The organism is Peptococcus simiae, assembly GCF_046569735.1.
GTDB lineage: Bacteria > Bacillota > Peptococcia > Peptococcales > Peptococcaceae > Peptococcus > Peptococcus simiae_A.
This window is the reverse complement of the sequence record NZ_JBKICG010000028.1, coordinates 1-14,957: the sequence shown is the minus strand read 5'-3', so window position 1 is coordinate 14,957 and position 14,957 is coordinate 1. Positions and strand designations below refer to the sequence as shown.

Here is a 14,957-nt window from a genome sequence, read left to right as displayed (position 1 = left end):
GCCCCTACTTATGAGCAGGCTCTTGGTCTCCAAGTCCGCTGGACTTATTTCGCTGTTGCTCCATGACTTGATTAACCACTGTCGTAAAATATTTTTGCTGACTTTGTCTGATTGGGATTGTTCCAAGAGCTATCTATGACTTTTTGATTCAAGGTAAATTTTACTTGGTCATATGGATCCTCGCGCAATTATATAGCTTTTATTTGAAATCAGCTTAAAAAAAGGTTATATCAAATAAAACCGAGTACGCAAAATGCTTACTCGGTTTTATTTGATTTTGGGGGTACGGCAAGGGTTACTTGACAACAGCTCCTGCTACTAGCTGTTTTGAGATAGGATGGCTTTCAATTTCTCGGTATTGACTATCCCGCTGATATGGTCGCTATCGTTGATAACAAAGAAGGGGATGTAGTCTAGGTCCAATTGCTGGGCCCGGTCGTCATCTTCAAAGATTTGATCGACGTAGCGGCTGGGGTCATCTAAAACGGCAGTCGCTTCAGCCGGGTCGAGGGGGAGGGAGCTGATCAGGTCTAAGAGGACCTCTTTAGAAGAGATGTCCTTATTGTCAATGAAGTGGGCATGGAAGATCCGGTCGATGACGGCCTGGGTCTGGTCCGGTGCCGTCTCCTGGACCCAGAGGGTGAGCCGGTGGGCCATTTCTGTGGCGATATCTTTCATCGTATCCATATGGTAGGCCAGGCCGATATCGGCTGCCAGCCGGGTAATAGAGGCAAAGGTATTTGCAGCATGCTGCTTTTCTTCAGCTGTTTTTAGGTTCAGACCTTCCAGGTAGGTACGCTCGGGATGACTGATCTTACCCGGGTCCAGGATGTAAACCCGGTGGATGAGCTGGGCATCTTCTAAGCCCAGGTCTTTCAGGGCGGCTTCCAGGTGGCGCTTGCCGATGTAGCAGTAGGGGCAGGCATAGTCGCTAAAGATTTCTATTTTCATGGACAGGCTCCTTTACTTGTGGTAGGGCTCGCCGGCATTAATCCGGCTGGCCCGGTAGATTTGTTCCAGTAAAATCACCCGCATCAGTTGATGGGGAAAAGTAAAATCGGAGAAGGATATTCGCTCATTGGCCCGGGTCAGGATATCTGCTGACAGGCCATGGCTGCCGCCAATAATGAGGGCCAGGTGGGTATGGCCTCGGCTTTCCAATTGGGCCAGGTGCTGGGCAAAGGCCTCTGAATCGTAGCGGTTTCCTTTGACATCCAGGGCGATGACATAACTGTGGGGGGCTATTTTTTGCTCAATCCGCTGGCCTTCCAGCTGGCAGACCTTGGCAATGGCCTTGGCCCCCTGGTCGGCCGGGTCTTTTTCGTCGGCAACGGTGATGGTTTTTAATTTATGGTAACGGCTTAGGCGCTTTTCATACTCAAGGCAGGCCTCGCGCCAGTAGCGCTCCTTTAACTTGCCGACGGTAATGAGGTCAATATACATTAGTCTTCCTCCAGCCCTTCAGTCGGGGCCAGGAGGGGGGCCAGGACCTCTTCTTTGGGGGTCACATAAAGGGTCTCCTGGTCGGTGTAGATGACCATGCCGGGCTTGGCCCCCTTGGGCTTGTGGACGAACTTTTTTAGGGTGGCATCTACAGGTACCTGGGCGCTGAACCGGGCCTTAGAAAACCAGGCGGCCAGTTCAGCGGCCTTAGTCTTAACTTCATCGGGGAAGCTGCCATCGCCCTGGCGGCGAATGATGACGTGGGCCCCGTGGATATCCTTGGTGTGGAGCCACAGGTCGCCACCATTAGCGGTACGGAGGGTCAGCTGGTCATTTTGCTTGTTGTTACGGCCAATCAGGATGGTATAGTCCTGGTAGTGGACGGTCATAGGCGGGCTGGCCGGCTCAGCTTTTTGGCCTTTTTTCCGGCTTTGTCTTTTTAAGTAGCCGGCATCTTCTAGTTCGGATCGAATTTCTTTGATCTGGTTCAGGCTCTCGCTGAGTTCCAGGCTTTCCTGGATACTGGTGAGGTAGGCCATTTCTTCCTTGGTTTGAGCCGCCTGGAGGGCGGCTTTTTCAGCCCCGTTCTTTGCCCGGTTATAGCGTTTGAAATACCGTTGGGCATTTTCATTGGGGGTTTTGCTGGGATCCATGGGGATGGTGATTTCTTTTTGGTCCGGGTCATAGAAGTTCTTGACCACCGCTTCAGGACCCTGCTTGAGTTGGTAGAGCTGGGCGGTTAGGAGCTCGCCATAGAGCCGGTCTTGTTCGGCATTTTGGGCCTCGTCCAGTTTTTCAAGCTGGAGGACGAGCTTTTTCTCGCATCGGTCCAGCTCCTTGTGGACGGTGCGGAGGAGGTTGCCCTGCTTTTGTAAGAATTTTTCATGGCGGACCTTGTGGGTGTAGTAGAGGTCCACGGCCTTGGACATGCTGTCGTAGTGTTTTTCAGTAAAGCCCCCGGTCGCAATTAGGGAAATGGGGGCGAAGGCAACCGGTTCCTTATCCTTCCAGAGGATGGTCGGCTGCCAGCTGCCTTTTCGGGACATCTGGGCCAGGGCCTGGACCGCTTGCTCCAGGCGGACATAGTCCACTTCGCCCAGGTAGTCGGCACTGCTGTCCGGGTCAATGCCGGCCTTTAAGAGCAGGTCTTCGGCTGTTTGGGGGCCAATGCCGGCCAAGGCGCGAATCAGTTTGTTACGCATATTTTTGGAAGAGTCATCAGCCAGGATTAGGGCACTTAAATCCCCGTCGGCCAGATCGTCGATGGTCCTCTTATCCTGGGCCGGTGGCAGTACATAGGGGAGGCCGGGCTGAATCTGTCGGTACTTGTTGGTGCCACTGCCTACCCGGCGCAGGGCATCCAGAATGGTGCCAGCCTGGTCGATGAGAATAATATTACTGGACCGGCCCATGAGTTCGGCAATCAGGGTCAGGTTGACTTGGTCGCCAATGTCATTGCGGCCGGTGAAGTCAAAGTGGACCATCCGTTCATAGCCCTCTTGGCGGACTTCAGTCAGCTGGGCACCGGCCAAGTGCTTCCGCAGGACCATGCAGAAAAGGGTCGCCTCCTGTAGGCTAGGGGCTGTATGGGCGGTCATGGCCAGTCGGGCATTCTGGGGGTTAATCGAAAAGAAGACCCGCCGGGTTTTACCGGCGGCGCGAATATGGATAACCAGGTCCTTCTCACCGGGCTGGGTAATCTTATCTACCCGTCCGCCGGCCAGGGTCTGGTTAATTTCTTGGCTGAGGGCGCAGAGCGCCATACCATCTAAGGACACAAAATCCCTCCTTTAGTCGGCTGCTATTATACCATACATACCCGCAACCGCCTACGAATATGAAAAAGATGACGCTCTATCTAAGCTGTGGTATACTTAAGGTATGTGCAGCCTGCTCTTGAAAGGATGAACCGCATGCAAGAGACCACCCAAGTGATTTACGGAAAAACCATACATTTAAAATCCAACCTGCCTGATGATAAGGTGGCTGCTGTGATCAAACGGCTGAATAAAGAAATGGATTTGATCGGCAGTCACGGCCGGCTAAGCTATGATGACGCCTTACTTTTGGCTGCCTTAAATATGACCGAGTACCTACTCGATGCCGAATTGGAGAACCGCCAATTGGCTGATATTCTTGATGACGATGCTTTTTCAGATACCAGTAAAGAAACGGAGACGTGATGATATTCATGCAAGCAATTATTAATAACCTCAAATCATTTGAACGCCCCCATGAAGAATTTACCCTGGGCGTATCCTTTGGCCATCTCCTGGTCAACAGCAGCGACCTCAGCGCGGTCAACTACTCTGATACCAACGGGAGCAAGAGCTTCATTGAGCACCTGGTCCACCTGGGCTGGCAAGCAATCAGTGATGGGGACGTCCTGGTTGGGGCCAGCAATGGTGCTGAAAACGTGGTCCTGGGTCTGGGCGGCCAAGTGAATTGGCGGTTTTCCGGCTTCAGCCAGGTCCAAGACCTGGAGCGGGCCTACCTGGCCTTCATCGAAGGGCTCTTTGATGAACTGAAACGGCGGGGACAAATCCTCCTGGCCACAGGCCACCAGCCGACTAGTCCCCTGGAAGCCATTGAAACCGTTCCCCTGCCGGAATATGAGGCCCTGGAAAACTGGGCCAGGGGCCAGGGCGACCTCCTGGATACCCTGAAGCGGTCAGCGGAAACAACGGTCAGCTTCCAATATGCCCATGTGGATAACTTCCAAAAGCGGGTCCAGTCCGCCGCCTTAATCCAGCCGGCCCTGGCAGCCTTCTTCGATAACGCTTCCTGGGTCAATGGGGAAAAGAATACAGCTAATCTGATTAACCTACGTCGGCTGATCACTGCCGATAGCAACTACTTTGCCATTCCCGGCATCTTAAATGCCCCCTTTAAATATGACGATTACGCTTCCTTCGTCTGGGAGGCACCGGCCATCTGCGCAGCTCATAATGGCAGCGTCCAATCGACAGGGGAGAAGACTGTTGGGGAAGTCTTTGCTGACCGCGACCTCACTGAGGAAGACCTGCGTCGGGTCTACCGGATGATTCGACCGGCCCTGGGTGTCAGCCGCACCGGGGTTACCCTGGGCAACATCGACAGCGTGCCCTACCCCCTGAACATGGCCTATGTCCTCTTAGTGAAGAGCCTCCTGTACAACCCGGACCACATTACGGCCCTGGAAAAAATGATTGAACAATACAAGGTGGATAAGATCGAGACCATGCAGCGGGAAATTTTCGAAAAAGGCCTGCAAGCACCCCTGGGCGACGGGAATGTCTTCGACTTTATCAAAGACCTGTACTTCATGGTCTCCCTGACCGTGGAACCGGTCGAACAGCACTATCTCCAACCCCTGAATAGCCTCTTATTTAAAGATATTAAGACCAAGGATGTTGGAGCGCGTCAATTTGCCGCTATGTTAGGAAAAAAATAAGCGGTATTCAGGAGGTTACATGAAACCGATTATTGCAGTCGTGGGCCGGCCAAATGTGGGCAAGTCCACTTTATTTAATCGCTTGACACATACCCGCAAGGCCATCATAGAAGATATGCCCGGCGTGACCCGCGACCGCCTGTATGAAGACGGTGAGTGGAATGGGCATGCCTTCACCCTGATTGATACCGGGGGCATTGATACGGTCGACAAGGACCATATCCTGAAAAATGTACGCCTGCAGGCAGAGATTGCCATAGAAGAGGCAGACCTCATTTTATTTATGGTGGATGCTTCTGTCGGTGTGACCCAGGAAGATGAGGCGGTGGCTCAAATCCTGCGTAAAAGCGATAAGGAAGTTATTTTAGTTGCCAATAAGGTTAAAAACTTTGAAGACCTGGTCCCGGTTTATGAATTTTACAGCCTGGGTTTTGAACACCTGGTGCCTATCACAGCCGTCGATGGGCGGAATACGGGGGACCTTTTAGACCTGATGCTGGACCTCTTGCCGGCAGAAGCCCTGGTCGGCGAGAAGGAGGAGGCCCTATCCATTGCAGTGGTAGGCCGGCCCAACGTGGGCAAGTCCTCCCTGTGCAACCGGCTCCTTGGAGAAGAACGGTCCATTGTCAGCAATGTCCCCGGAACGACCAGGGATGCCATCGACACCCCCTTCCGCTATGACGGTGAGGACTACATCCTGGTCGATACCGCCGGGATGCGGCGGCGGAAGAAGATTGAGCTGGCCACTGAGCGCTATAGCGTGGTCCGGTCTCTTCATGCCGTCGACCGGTCTGACGTGGTGCTCATGGTTATTGACGGGTCTCAAGGGCTAACGGACCAGGACAAGCGGATTGTCGGCTATGCCCATGAGCAGGGCAAGGGGATTATCCTGGTGGTCAATAAGTGGGACCTGGTTGAAAAGGACCACAAGACCCAAAAGGAAATGGAAGACCGGTTTAAGGCCGAGCTTTTATTCTTGTCCTATGCGCCCATGCTCTTTGTTTCTGCCGTCACCGGCCAGCGGGTCAGTAAAATCATGGAGACCGTCCGGGCTGTAGCGGAAAACCGGCTCATGCGGGTACCGACAGGGGTCTTAAATGATATCCTCCGGGAAGCAGTGCTGAAAAATCCACCTCCGACCGATAAGGGCAAGCGGCTCAAAATCTACTACGGCACCCAAATTGGGGTTGCCCCGCCGACCTTTGCCCTCTTTGTCAATGACAAGGAGATTATGCACTTCTCCTACCTGCGCTACATTGAAAACCGGATTCGGGACTACTTTGTCTTTGAGGGGACAACCCTCCGCCTCCAGTTGAGAAACCGAAAAGAGGACTGAGATGGGAAGCGGAATTTTAAAGTTCGGGGTCATCATCCTGGCTGCCTACCTGCTCGGCGCCATCCCCTTTGCCCAACTGGTTAGCCGGGCCCGTGGGGTGGATATTTTTTCCGTAGGCAGTGGCAATGCCGGCTTTACCAACGTTTTAAGGGTCTTAGGCGGCCGGGCCGCATCCATTGTCCTCATTGGTGATATTTTAAAGGGGACCCTGGCCGCCGGCATTGGCGACTGGCTGGGCAATGAATGGGGCATGCTCTTGGCGTCTGCAGTGGCGGTCCTGGCCCATACCCTGAGCATCTTTGTGCACTTTCGCGGGGGCAAGGGGGTGGCCACAGGGGCTGGCGTCTTACTCTATGTATCGCCCCTGTCCTTCCTGGTCTGTGGGAGCACCCTGGCCCTCTTGGCCTATACCACCGGGTATATGTCCCTGGGGAGCCTGGCGGCAGCGGTTCTATGCCCTATTATGCTGGTTGTGACCGACCAGCACCCGGTGGTGATTGCTGTCTTTAGCGCCTGTGCCCTCTTTGTGATTTGGAAGCATCGGAGTAATATCCGTCGCTTAAGAGCGGGGACAGAAAATAAGATTCGAGCAAGTAAAAAGAGGTGAGCCTATGTCTAAAATCGCTATTTTTGGTGCCGGGAGCTGGGGAACGGCCCTGGCCCAAAGCTTTGCCAGCTATGGCCACCAGGTCAGCTTATGGGCGAGAAACATTGACCAAGTGGCGAAAATGACTGACAACCGGGTCAATGCCCACTACCTGCCCGGTATCAGGTTGCACGACAATATCCGCTTTATATCAGATGTCAATGATACGACTGGGGTGGATTATTCGATTATTGCTGTTCCCACCCAAGCTCAACGCCAGTTCTTAGCCGACCACCGGGACCGGTTTTCTGGTCAGGAGCCCCTGATTAATGTGGCCAAGGGCCTGGAGGCCTCCAGCGGTAAACGGTTATCGGATATTTATAATGAAGTCTTAGGGGACGTGGGCCAGCGGTATGTGGTCCTCTATGGGCCCAGCCATGCAGAAGAAGTGGGCCGCAATATGCCCACCGTTCTTGTGGCGGCTGCCCATGATGAGGCCCTGGCGGCCCAAGTCCAGCAGGACTTGATGAACGAAAACCTCCGTCTCTATACCACCGATGATGTCATCGGGGTTGAATTGGGCGGGGCCCTTAAAAATATCATCGCCCTGGCTATCGGTATGACCGTTGGCTTGGGCTATGGCGACAATGCCCGGGCAGCCCTCATGACCCGGGGCCTGGCTGAAATCACCCGGCTGGGGGTAAAAAGCGGGGCCAACCCCTTGACCTTCCTCGGCTTAACCGGTGTCGGTGACTTGATTGTGACCTGCACCAGCGGCCACAGTCGGAACCGGACAGCCGGCGTCCAGCTAGGCCAGGGCCGGACCCTTGATGATGTCCTCGCCCACATGGGCATGGTCGTTGAAGGGGTACCCACCACCCGGGCTGCTTATGAGCGGGCCAAGGAATTGGGGATTTCTATGCCGATTGTCTCCCATATGTATGATGTCCTCTTCAATGAAGCAGACGTCAACGAAGCCGCCCTAGCCCTGATGACCCGGCGTGGGAAAAGTGAACAGGAAGACTACTTAAATTAATATCAACCCGAGCATTTCCCTGCTTGGGTTTTCTCTTTCTTAGGCCCTGTCTTTGAAGAAAAAAAGCTTCCCTATAAGATAGATGAATGGAAGATAAAAATTTTGTAAATCCTCTTGGCTAGGGCCTAAATTTAAGCGGGAAAAATTGTAAACCCAGCCCATTTATGCTATATTGAAGGCACGATTTAAGAAATGAGGAGATATGATGGCACTGACCGATAACCTGAAACGGTTTAGACATCTTCCGAATAATATATTAGCCTCCTTTCGGATGATTACTGATGCCCGAGTGTCTAATCTTCAGAAAGCAATCTTTCTAGGTTTAGCCGGCGGCTACTTGCTGTGGCCGACAGACTTTATCATTGACTTGCCGGTGGTTGGACAGTTGGACGATATGGCCGTATTCCTGCTTCTCTATGGCTGGTTTATGTCACGGATCCCTGAAGAGATTCGCAAGGAGCATGGCTGGAAAGAAACTGACTAAGGATGGAGGCTTACCCGAAACTGGCCTTTAAATGGCATGACTTTGAAGGCCCTATGGACCTGCTCATGCATTTATTGGAAAAAGATAAAATTGACATTTCAGATATACCCATAGCCACCTTGACAGACCAGTACCTAGCCTACTTGCAAGAGGCCGAGAGCATGAACCTAGAGATTGCTTCGGATTTTTTACTGATGGCGGCCAACCTGGTCCGGATTAAAGTGCGGATGCTCATGCCCCGTCCCCGTAAGGACGAGGCGGAGGACCCCCGCCAAGACCTGGTGGCGCAAATTTTAGAATACCGCTTTATTAGAGATGCCGCCGACTTTTTAAATAGGCAGTACAGTGAAGAAGCCCACCACCTGCCGCGACTGGTGGATACGGAAGCCCTGGCCAAGCAGTACCAGACAGACCTGCCCCTGGACCATGTTTCCCTGCAGGCCCTCTTAGCGGCCTATCAATCTGCTGTACAGGCCCATAAAGAGGGGGCCCCCCAGGTGCAAATACGCCGGTCGGAAGTATCCATTGAGGTATACACCAACCAGCTCTTGAACCTGGTAGAGGCCAATAAAGGCCTAACCTTTAGCCAGGTTTGCCAGCGCTTGACCAGTAAAATGGATATCATTGGCTATTTCCTAGCCCTGCTGGAGTGCCTGAGGCATAATATGGTCCAGGTCATTCAGACTGAGCGGTTTGGTGAAATTTGGTTACATACCGGGCTGGAAGGACATTATGAGTATTAATCAAGCGATGCAGCGTATCATTGAGGGGCTTTTATTTATTTCCGATGTGCCCCTTACAGTAGATGAATTGGCCAAGACCCTTGGCCTGGTTGATTTTGAAGTGGAAAGCATTTTAAATGAATTAGAAGAAACCTATGCTGCCGGTAACCATGGCTTTTATCTGCGGGCCATCGCCGGAGGCTACCAATTTTTTGTCGGGTCGGAGATTGCGGACTACCTACCGTCTTTCTTTTCGCTAAAACGACCCCAGCTCTCACAAGCAGCTTTGGAAACCGCGGCCATTGCGGCCTACCATGAACCGGTGACCCGGGCCGATATTGAAGGGATTCGCGGCGTTAATTCCGACGGGCCCCTGCGTTCGCTTTTAGATCGTGGCCTCTTGGAAGAACGCGGTCGAAAAGAAACGCCGGGTCGACCTATTCTATATGGGACCACACCTCTTTTTTTACAGACTTTCGGCCTAAATAGCCTGGAGGACCTACCGCCGGCGCCGGAAGTGTCTAGTCAGGAGATGGTGCCTGACCCAGCTGCTCAAGAGACCTTACGGGAGGAATAATATATGTGTGGAATCGTAGGATATATTGGTCAGAAAAGCGCTCAGGATATTGTGCTGGAAGGCCTACATAGCTTAGAATACCGGGGTTATGATTCTGCCGGTATGGCTGGCATTATGGATGGACAGATGCATGTGGTCAAAGAGGCCGGCAAGTTAACAGCCCTTGAAGAGGCCCTGAAGAGCCAGCCCCTAGAGACCAATATGGCCATCGGTCATACCCGCTGGGCGACCCATGGTCGTCCGGAACGGGCCAATGCCCACCCCCACCAGAGTGCTGATGGGAGAATTGCCCTGGTCCATAATGGCATTATTGAAAACTATGAAGAATTGCGCGACCGCTACCTGCAAGGGGAAACCTTTACCAGTAACACCGATAGCGAAGTGGTTGCCCATGTGATTGCCCACTTTTACCAAGGGGACCTCCTGGAAGCAGTCCGCCGGACCTTAAAAGAGGTGCGGGGATCCTATGCCTTGGCCATTATTTCTGCAGATGAGCCGGATACCATGGTCATCTGCCGGATGAACAGCCCCCTGGTGTTAGGGGTTGGTGGCAATGAGATGCTGGTGGCCTCCGGTGTACCGGCCTTACTCAAGTATACCCGCGAGTGTATTTACCTGGAAAACGGGGACCTGGCCAAGCTGACCACCAGCGGCTATGACATCGTTGATTTAGATGGCAACCCCTGCCAGCGGGAAATGGTTCATATTGACTGGGAGGACCAGTCTGCCGAAAAAGAGGGTTATGACCACTACATGATGAAGGAAATCCATGAGCAGCCGGAGACCTTCCGTCGGGTCATGACCGGGCGTCTGCATGAAGATGCCGTTACCTTCAAGGAATTCACCCTTACCGATGAGCAAATCCAGAACTGGCACCATATCGATATTGTCGCCTGTGGTACTGCTTACCACAGTGGTCTGGTCGGTAAATCCATCCTGGAAGAGACCCTCCAGCTGCCGGTCAATGTTGAAGTGGCTTCGGAATTCCGCTATAGAAACCCCCGGCTGGATGACCACAGTCTGGTTATTTTAATCAGCCAGTCCGGTGAAACCGCTGATACCCTGGAAGCCTTGCGGGAAGCTAAGAAGCGTGGAGCAACCACCATTGCCATTACCAATGTCGTTGGGAGCGCCATCAGCCGGGAGGCTGACCAGGTCCTCTATTTATGGGCCGGTCCGGAAATTTCCGTGGCCTCCACGAAAGCCTATACCGCCATGCTGATTGCCCTTTACCTCTTGGCCTTTTACCTCGGAGACCGGGTAGGTCACTTTAATCTGGCCGACCACAAGGACCTCCTTGAAGCCCTGGCTAAGCTGCCTGACCAGGCCGAAAGCCTGCTGACCGAGGCCAAGAAGGAAGAAATCCGCCAGCACAGCCAGGCCTTAATCGATGCTGACCACCTGTTTTACATCGGTCGGGGCAGTGACTGGGCGGTGGCCCAGGAAGGGGCCCTGAAAATTAAGGAAATCTCCTACATTCATGCGGAGGCCTATGCAGCCGGTGAATTAAAGCACGGCACCCTGGCCCTGGTCACTGATGGGACCCCCTTTGTGGCCATTGCCCTGCAGGAAAAAACCTTTGAAAAAACCTTGTCCAATGTCAATGAAGTCGTCGCCCGAAAGGGCCGGGTCCTCTGCCTCCTGAAAGAAGGCCACGATAAAATTTCCGATGACCTGGACAAGCGCATCTTTATTCCGGATTGCCTGGATATGGTCGCCCCGATTTTAGCGGCCATCCCCCTGCAATTACTGGCCTACTATACCGCCGAAGCCCGGGGCTGCGATATTGACCAACCCCGGAACCTGGCTAAAAGTGTTACTGTTGAATAATCCGGCCTAGGAGCTGAGTAGGGAGGTGGCCATGGATTTTCTAGCAATCGCTTTTTTTGTACTGGGGATTATCCTGATTTTAGTGGAAGTCTTTGTGCCCGGTTTTGGTGTGTTTGGCCTTGCCGGTGCAGCCTGTATCTTGTTGGCCGTTTACCTGACAGAAGGGGACCTCAAGGCAGCCCTGCCTAAAATGGCCATAACCGTTGTGGTCATGGCTGTCCTGTTTCCTCTGGCAGTGCAACTGATGAAAAGAAGTCGGCAGATGGCTAAGTTTAACTTGCAGGAATCGCTAACTACAGAAGAAGGTTTTGTTTCTACTGGGAAAAAATTATCCGCTTATGTCGGCCGTCAGGGAAGGGCTTTGACTGACTTGCGGCCTGCAGGCACCATGGTCACCGCCGAGGACGAACGCCTTGATGTCACTACCCGTGGCGATTTCATCGCGAAGGGGAGCTTGATCGAGGTGGTTGCTACAGAGGGGACCTGGCTCATTGTCAAAAATGCTGAAGAGTGACATTAAAGGAGGTACTTGATGGCTATTGTCTTATTTCTAGCATTTCTCGTACTCGTTGGATTTTCCCTATTTGTCTATTTTATCCCTATTGGCCTTTGGATCTCGGCTATGGCGGCCAATGTCAAGGTCAGCTTGGCCAACCTGGTCGGGATGCGGCTCCGCCGGGTCCGGCCCCAGACCATTGTCCTTCCCCTCATTAAAGCCACCAAGGCGGGGCTCCGGATTGATATCAGCAAGCTGGAAGCCCACTATTTAGCCGGTGGTGACGTTGACCGGGTCGTCGATGCCCTTATTGCTGCAGAGCGGGCCGGCATGGACCTGGATTTTTCCCGGGCTGCAGCCATTGACTTGGCCGGTCGTGATGTCCGCGAAGCGGTAATCATTTCCGTTACCCCAAAAGTTATCACCACAGAACCCATTGCAGCCATGGCTAAAAACGGGATTCAAGTGGTCGTCACCGCCCGGGTCACCGTGCGGGCCAATATTGACCGCCTGGTCGGTGGGGCCGGGGAAGAAACCATCATTGCCCGGGTTGGTGAGGGGATTGTATCCACCGTTGGTAGCTCCAGCAACCACAACCAGGTTTTAGAAAACCCGGATAATATTTCTAAAACAGTCCTGGCCAAGGGGCTGGATGCCGGCACCGCCTTTGAAATCTTATCTATTGATATCGCAGACGTAGACGTTGGCCGTAACATTGGGGCAGAATTGCAGATGGACCAGGCAGAAGCCGATAAAAACATCGCCCAGGCCAAGGCTGAAGAGCGGCGGGCCATGGCTGTCGCTTCTGAACAAGAGATGAAGGCCAAGGTTCAGGAAATGCACGCTAAGGTCGTTGAAGCCGAGGCTGAGGTCCCCTTGGCCATGGCAGAAGCCTTTCGGCAGGGCAACCTTGGGGTCATGGACTACTACAATATGATGAATGTCCAGGCCGATACCGGTATGCGGCGGCAGATTAGCCAGGTGTCAGATTCCGACCGGACTGATCGCTAATGGACAGCCTGTTATACCTTTGGTATGAGCTGGTCTTACCGCTTTTCTATACTGCCCTTGCCCTGGCACCCATCTTCTTTTTTTACCTGTTTATGCGGGTGTTACTGAAAGTAACTCGCCGGCATCAGGGGAAGAAGCCGGCTAGGTCTAAGGGCCAGCTGGGCGGGTTCCTGCCGGCTACCCCGGCAAAAGAGCAGAAGCAGGCTAGGCGCCAAGCGGAAAAGCGGCAGGGGACCAAGTCACAGGGTAAAAGAGCCCCCGGACCCAGTCGTCCATCCCCTGGTCATGCCAAAAAGGCCCAGCTGTCTGACTTTGCCCAGCTTTCTAAAAAGTGGCATAAAAAAGCGGCGGCCAGCAGCCAAAGTAGCCGGCAGAAGAAGCCTGATAAGCCCAGTCAGGCGGTTCCGGCCACGAGCAAAAAGGCAAAAAAAGAACCGCTCCAGGCCAAAAAAACGACGATCAGCCCTCACAAGACCCGGCTGAAGAGTCGGTATGCCAACCGGTCAATCAATATTCAGGTTGAAAACCTCGATAGCCAAAATCGCATGGGTCATCAGGGGCTCGAAACATTGGACTTACGAAAGGTCAGGGAAGGGGTCGTTTGGCAAGCCATCCTAGAACCCCCCAAGGCCATCAAAAATAAAACCGCTACAGACTGACTAGAGTGACCCTAAAAAGTTGGACCAGAGAGACAAGTACATCCTTTGTGCTTGTCTCTCTTTTTATTTGCCTAAGGGTTAGCCCTTAGGCTGCCTGATTTTTACGATATTCAACAGGGCTTAGCCAATTTAACTTCTCTTTTATCCGTTCCTCGTTGTAGTAGCGAATATAGTCAATAATTGCTCTCTCCAATTCCTCGTAGCTTTGATAAGTTTCCCCGTAATACATTTCTTGTTTCATTAAGCTAAAGAGATTCTCAATAGGTGCATTGTCGTAGCAGGTCTCTTTTCTGGACATGCTTTGAAATATCTTGTGTTTGTAGCGGTTTTATTTTTCTATCCCGGTTAAGGGCAGGTTATATTAGCTGGTAATACATATGTGACAAAAAACTAAAAAAATAGAAAGCCCTCTGGTAAAATAGATTTGCACACCAAAAATACCAGAAAGAGGCTTTCTTTGTAGAGTCTCCCAGAGCCTCTCTATTCTTCCTTTAGCTTCTGGTGAATGAGCAGGAAACATATCTACGCCTAATCGATCGACAATTCGTCCAAATTGTGTTACCCTTTTGCTGACCCCATTTAGTTGTTCTTCGACGGAGAGATCATTCTCCCTTTTAGCATTTACAAAGAAAACACTATATCTATCGGGGTAAAGGGAAAGAGGAATCCCAAAAGTGGTGAGTGTCTGCCGGAGTACTTCTAAGTATCCGATTAGGCACTCATTTTTGCAAATATATAGACCTGTAATTTTACCTGTTGCATCATCAATAAAGCCATGCAGTGCATACTTAACTTTACCCCCAAACCAAGGAAAGGGAGTGGCATCGGCTTGAAGCATAAGACCCTCTGCTGCCTTTCTTTCACGCAGAGGGTGGTTTTTTTTCGTCCTTCTGCGTTTCTTAGGACTTTTAATCTTGTTAGCAGTTAACAAGCGATACAAGGTAGAATAGGACAAATCAATAGAATAAACATCCCTTAAAATTTCTTTGAAATGCGTGAAATTCGAAGAAGACAATTCAGGTTTGGCACGTATTTGGAGGATTAAATCGCAAAGGGATTGGTCGATCTTTTTAGGAGAAATTCTCATTGAGTTACCGTGAATAACAGCTTCAGCACCATTCTCTTTAAACTCCTTTTTGAGCTGCTTAATTCGTCTTTGAGATAAATTAAGACGTTCCGCTGCTTGTTTAACGGTTATTTCTCTATCCACCGCACTTTTAATAACATGATATTTTAGTAGTTCATGATTAGACATTTGTATTTTCATCCTTTCACTGTATCAGTTATTTCTAAGATAGAGGGGTGAAATTTTCACTGATTAGCTCATAGGGTGAAATTATCATA

At 51.8% G+C, this 14,957-nt stretch carries 16 protein-coding genes and 1 pseudogene; 12 read left to right on the top strand and 5 right to left on the bottom strand.

The features are described 5' to 3' along the window. Positions 1-318: 318 nt before the first annotated feature. From ACLGL1_RS09350 to ACLGL1_RS09340, 3 genes are read right to left on the bottom strand one after another with little or no spacing between them, the layout of a single operon-like run. Positions 319-951, bottom strand: a complete 633-nt coding sequence (locus tag ACLGL1_RS09350) for a DsbA family protein (protein WP_411008408.1) — start codon at positions 949-951, stop codon at positions 319-321. A gap of 12 nt (positions 952-963) precedes the next feature. Beyond that, positions 964-1,443, bottom strand: a complete 480-nt coding sequence (gene rlmH / locus ACLGL1_RS09345) for a 23S rRNA (pseudouridine(1915)-N(3))-methyltransferase RlmH (protein ID WP_411008407.1) — start codon at positions 1,441-1,443, stop codon at positions 964-966. Continuing rightward, positions 1,443-3,221, bottom strand: a complete 1,779-nt coding sequence (locus tag ACLGL1_RS09340; protein ID WP_411008406.1) for an NFACT family protein — start codon at positions 3,219-3,221, stop codon at positions 1,443-1,445. Before ACLGL1_RS09340 ends, rlmH begins: the two co-directional genes overlap by 1 nt. 135 nt (positions 3,222-3,356) lie before the next feature. Here ACLGL1_RS09340 and zapA point away from each other — a divergent pair, with 135 nt between their 5' ends. The 12 genes from zapA to ACLGL1_RS09280 all read left to right on the top strand — a co-directional run bounded on the left by zapA (position 3,357) and on the right by ACLGL1_RS09280 (position 13,613). Then, on the top strand, positions 3,357-3,626 hold the full coding sequence (gene zapA, locus ACLGL1_RS09335) for a cell division protein ZapA (RefSeq protein WP_411008405.1): 270 nt from the start codon (positions 3,357-3,359) through the stop codon (positions 3,624-3,626). An 8-nt stretch (positions 3,627-3,634) separates the two neighbouring features. Further along, on the top strand, positions 3,635-4,876 hold the full coding sequence (locus ACLGL1_RS09330) for a hypothetical protein (RefSeq protein ID WP_411008404.1): 1,242 nt from the start codon (positions 3,635-3,637) through the stop codon (positions 4,874-4,876). Positions 4,877-4,895: 19 nt separating this feature from the next. Continuing rightward, positions 4,896-6,212, top strand: a complete 1,317-nt coding sequence (gene der, locus ACLGL1_RS09325; protein ID WP_411008403.1) for a ribosome biogenesis GTPase Der — start codon at positions 4,896-4,898, stop codon at positions 6,210-6,212. Between the two features lies 1 nt (position 6,213). Then, a complete protein-coding gene (gene plsY / locus ACLGL1_RS09320) occupies positions 6,214-6,819 on the top strand; it encodes a glycerol-3-phosphate 1-O-acyltransferase PlsY (RefSeq protein WP_411008402.1) in 606 nt (201 codons plus the stop codon). 4 nt (positions 6,820-6,823) lie between these two features. Continuing rightward, positions 6,824-7,834 carry an NAD(P)H-dependent glycerol-3-phosphate dehydrogenase gene (locus ACLGL1_RS09315; RefSeq protein ID WP_411008401.1) on the top strand — a complete coding sequence of 337 codons (1,011 nt, stop codon included), beginning with the start codon at positions 6,824-6,826 and terminating at the stop codon, positions 7,832-7,834. Positions 7,835-8,039: 205 nt separating this feature from the next. Then, positions 8,040-8,318 carry a YkvA family protein gene (locus tag ACLGL1_RS09310; RefSeq protein WP_411008400.1) on the top strand — a complete coding sequence of 93 codons (279 nt, stop codon included), beginning with the start codon at positions 8,040-8,042 and terminating at the stop codon, positions 8,316-8,318. A gap of 2 nt (positions 8,319-8,320) precedes the next feature. Next, the gene (locus ACLGL1_RS09305) at positions 8,321-9,061 is read left to right on the top strand and encodes a segregation and condensation protein A (protein WP_411008399.1); all 741 of its coding nucleotides are present in this window, start codon (positions 8,321-8,323) and stop codon (positions 9,059-9,061) included. Further along, positions 9,051-9,617 (top strand): SMC-Scp complex subunit ScpB, encoded by a 567-nt coding sequence (gene scpB, locus ACLGL1_RS09300; RefSeq protein WP_411008398.1) that lies wholly within the window; start codon positions 9,051-9,053, stop codon positions 9,615-9,617. The genes ACLGL1_RS09305 and scpB overlap by 11 nt, the downstream gene beginning before the upstream one ends. Positions 9,618-9,620: 3 nt before the next feature. Continuing rightward, entirely contained in the window at positions 9,621-11,447 is a 1,827-nt protein-coding gene (glmS, locus tag ACLGL1_RS09295) for a glutamine--fructose-6-phosphate transaminase (isomerizing) (protein WP_411008397.1), read from the top strand. 31 nt (positions 11,448-11,478) lie between these two features. Beyond that, the gene (locus ACLGL1_RS09290; protein WP_411008396.1) at positions 11,479-11,961 is read left to right on the top strand and encodes an NfeD family protein; all 483 of its coding nucleotides are present in this window, start codon (positions 11,479-11,481) and stop codon (positions 11,959-11,961) included. Positions 11,962-11,979: 18 nt separating this feature from the next. Beyond that, positions 11,980-12,954: a flotillin-like protein FloA gene (gene floA / locus ACLGL1_RS09285; protein ID WP_411008395.1), complete on the top strand. Its 975-nt coding sequence runs from the start codon at positions 11,980-11,982 to the stop codon at positions 12,952-12,954. Continuing rightward, the gene (locus ACLGL1_RS09280) at positions 12,954-13,613 is read left to right on the top strand and encodes a hypothetical protein (protein WP_411008394.1); all 660 of its coding nucleotides are present in this window, start codon (positions 12,954-12,956) and stop codon (positions 13,611-13,613) included. The genes floA and ACLGL1_RS09280 overlap by 1 nt, the downstream gene beginning before the upstream one ends. An 85-nt stretch (positions 13,614-13,698) precedes the next feature. On the opposite strand, the pseudogene ACLGL1_RS09275 reads toward ACLGL1_RS09280, so the two are convergent. Together ACLGL1_RS09275 and ACLGL1_RS09270 are read right to left on the bottom strand one after the other, a co-directional pair. Then, positions 13,699-13,929: pseudogene (locus ACLGL1_RS09275) on the bottom strand (transposase); the annotation flags it as partial. 45 nt (positions 13,930-13,974) lie between these two features. Continuing rightward, positions 13,975-14,868, bottom strand: a complete 894-nt coding sequence (locus tag ACLGL1_RS09270; RefSeq protein ID WP_411008393.1) for an ISNCY family transposase — start codon at positions 14,866-14,868, stop codon at positions 13,975-13,977. Positions 14,869-14,957: the final 89 nt, after the last annotated feature.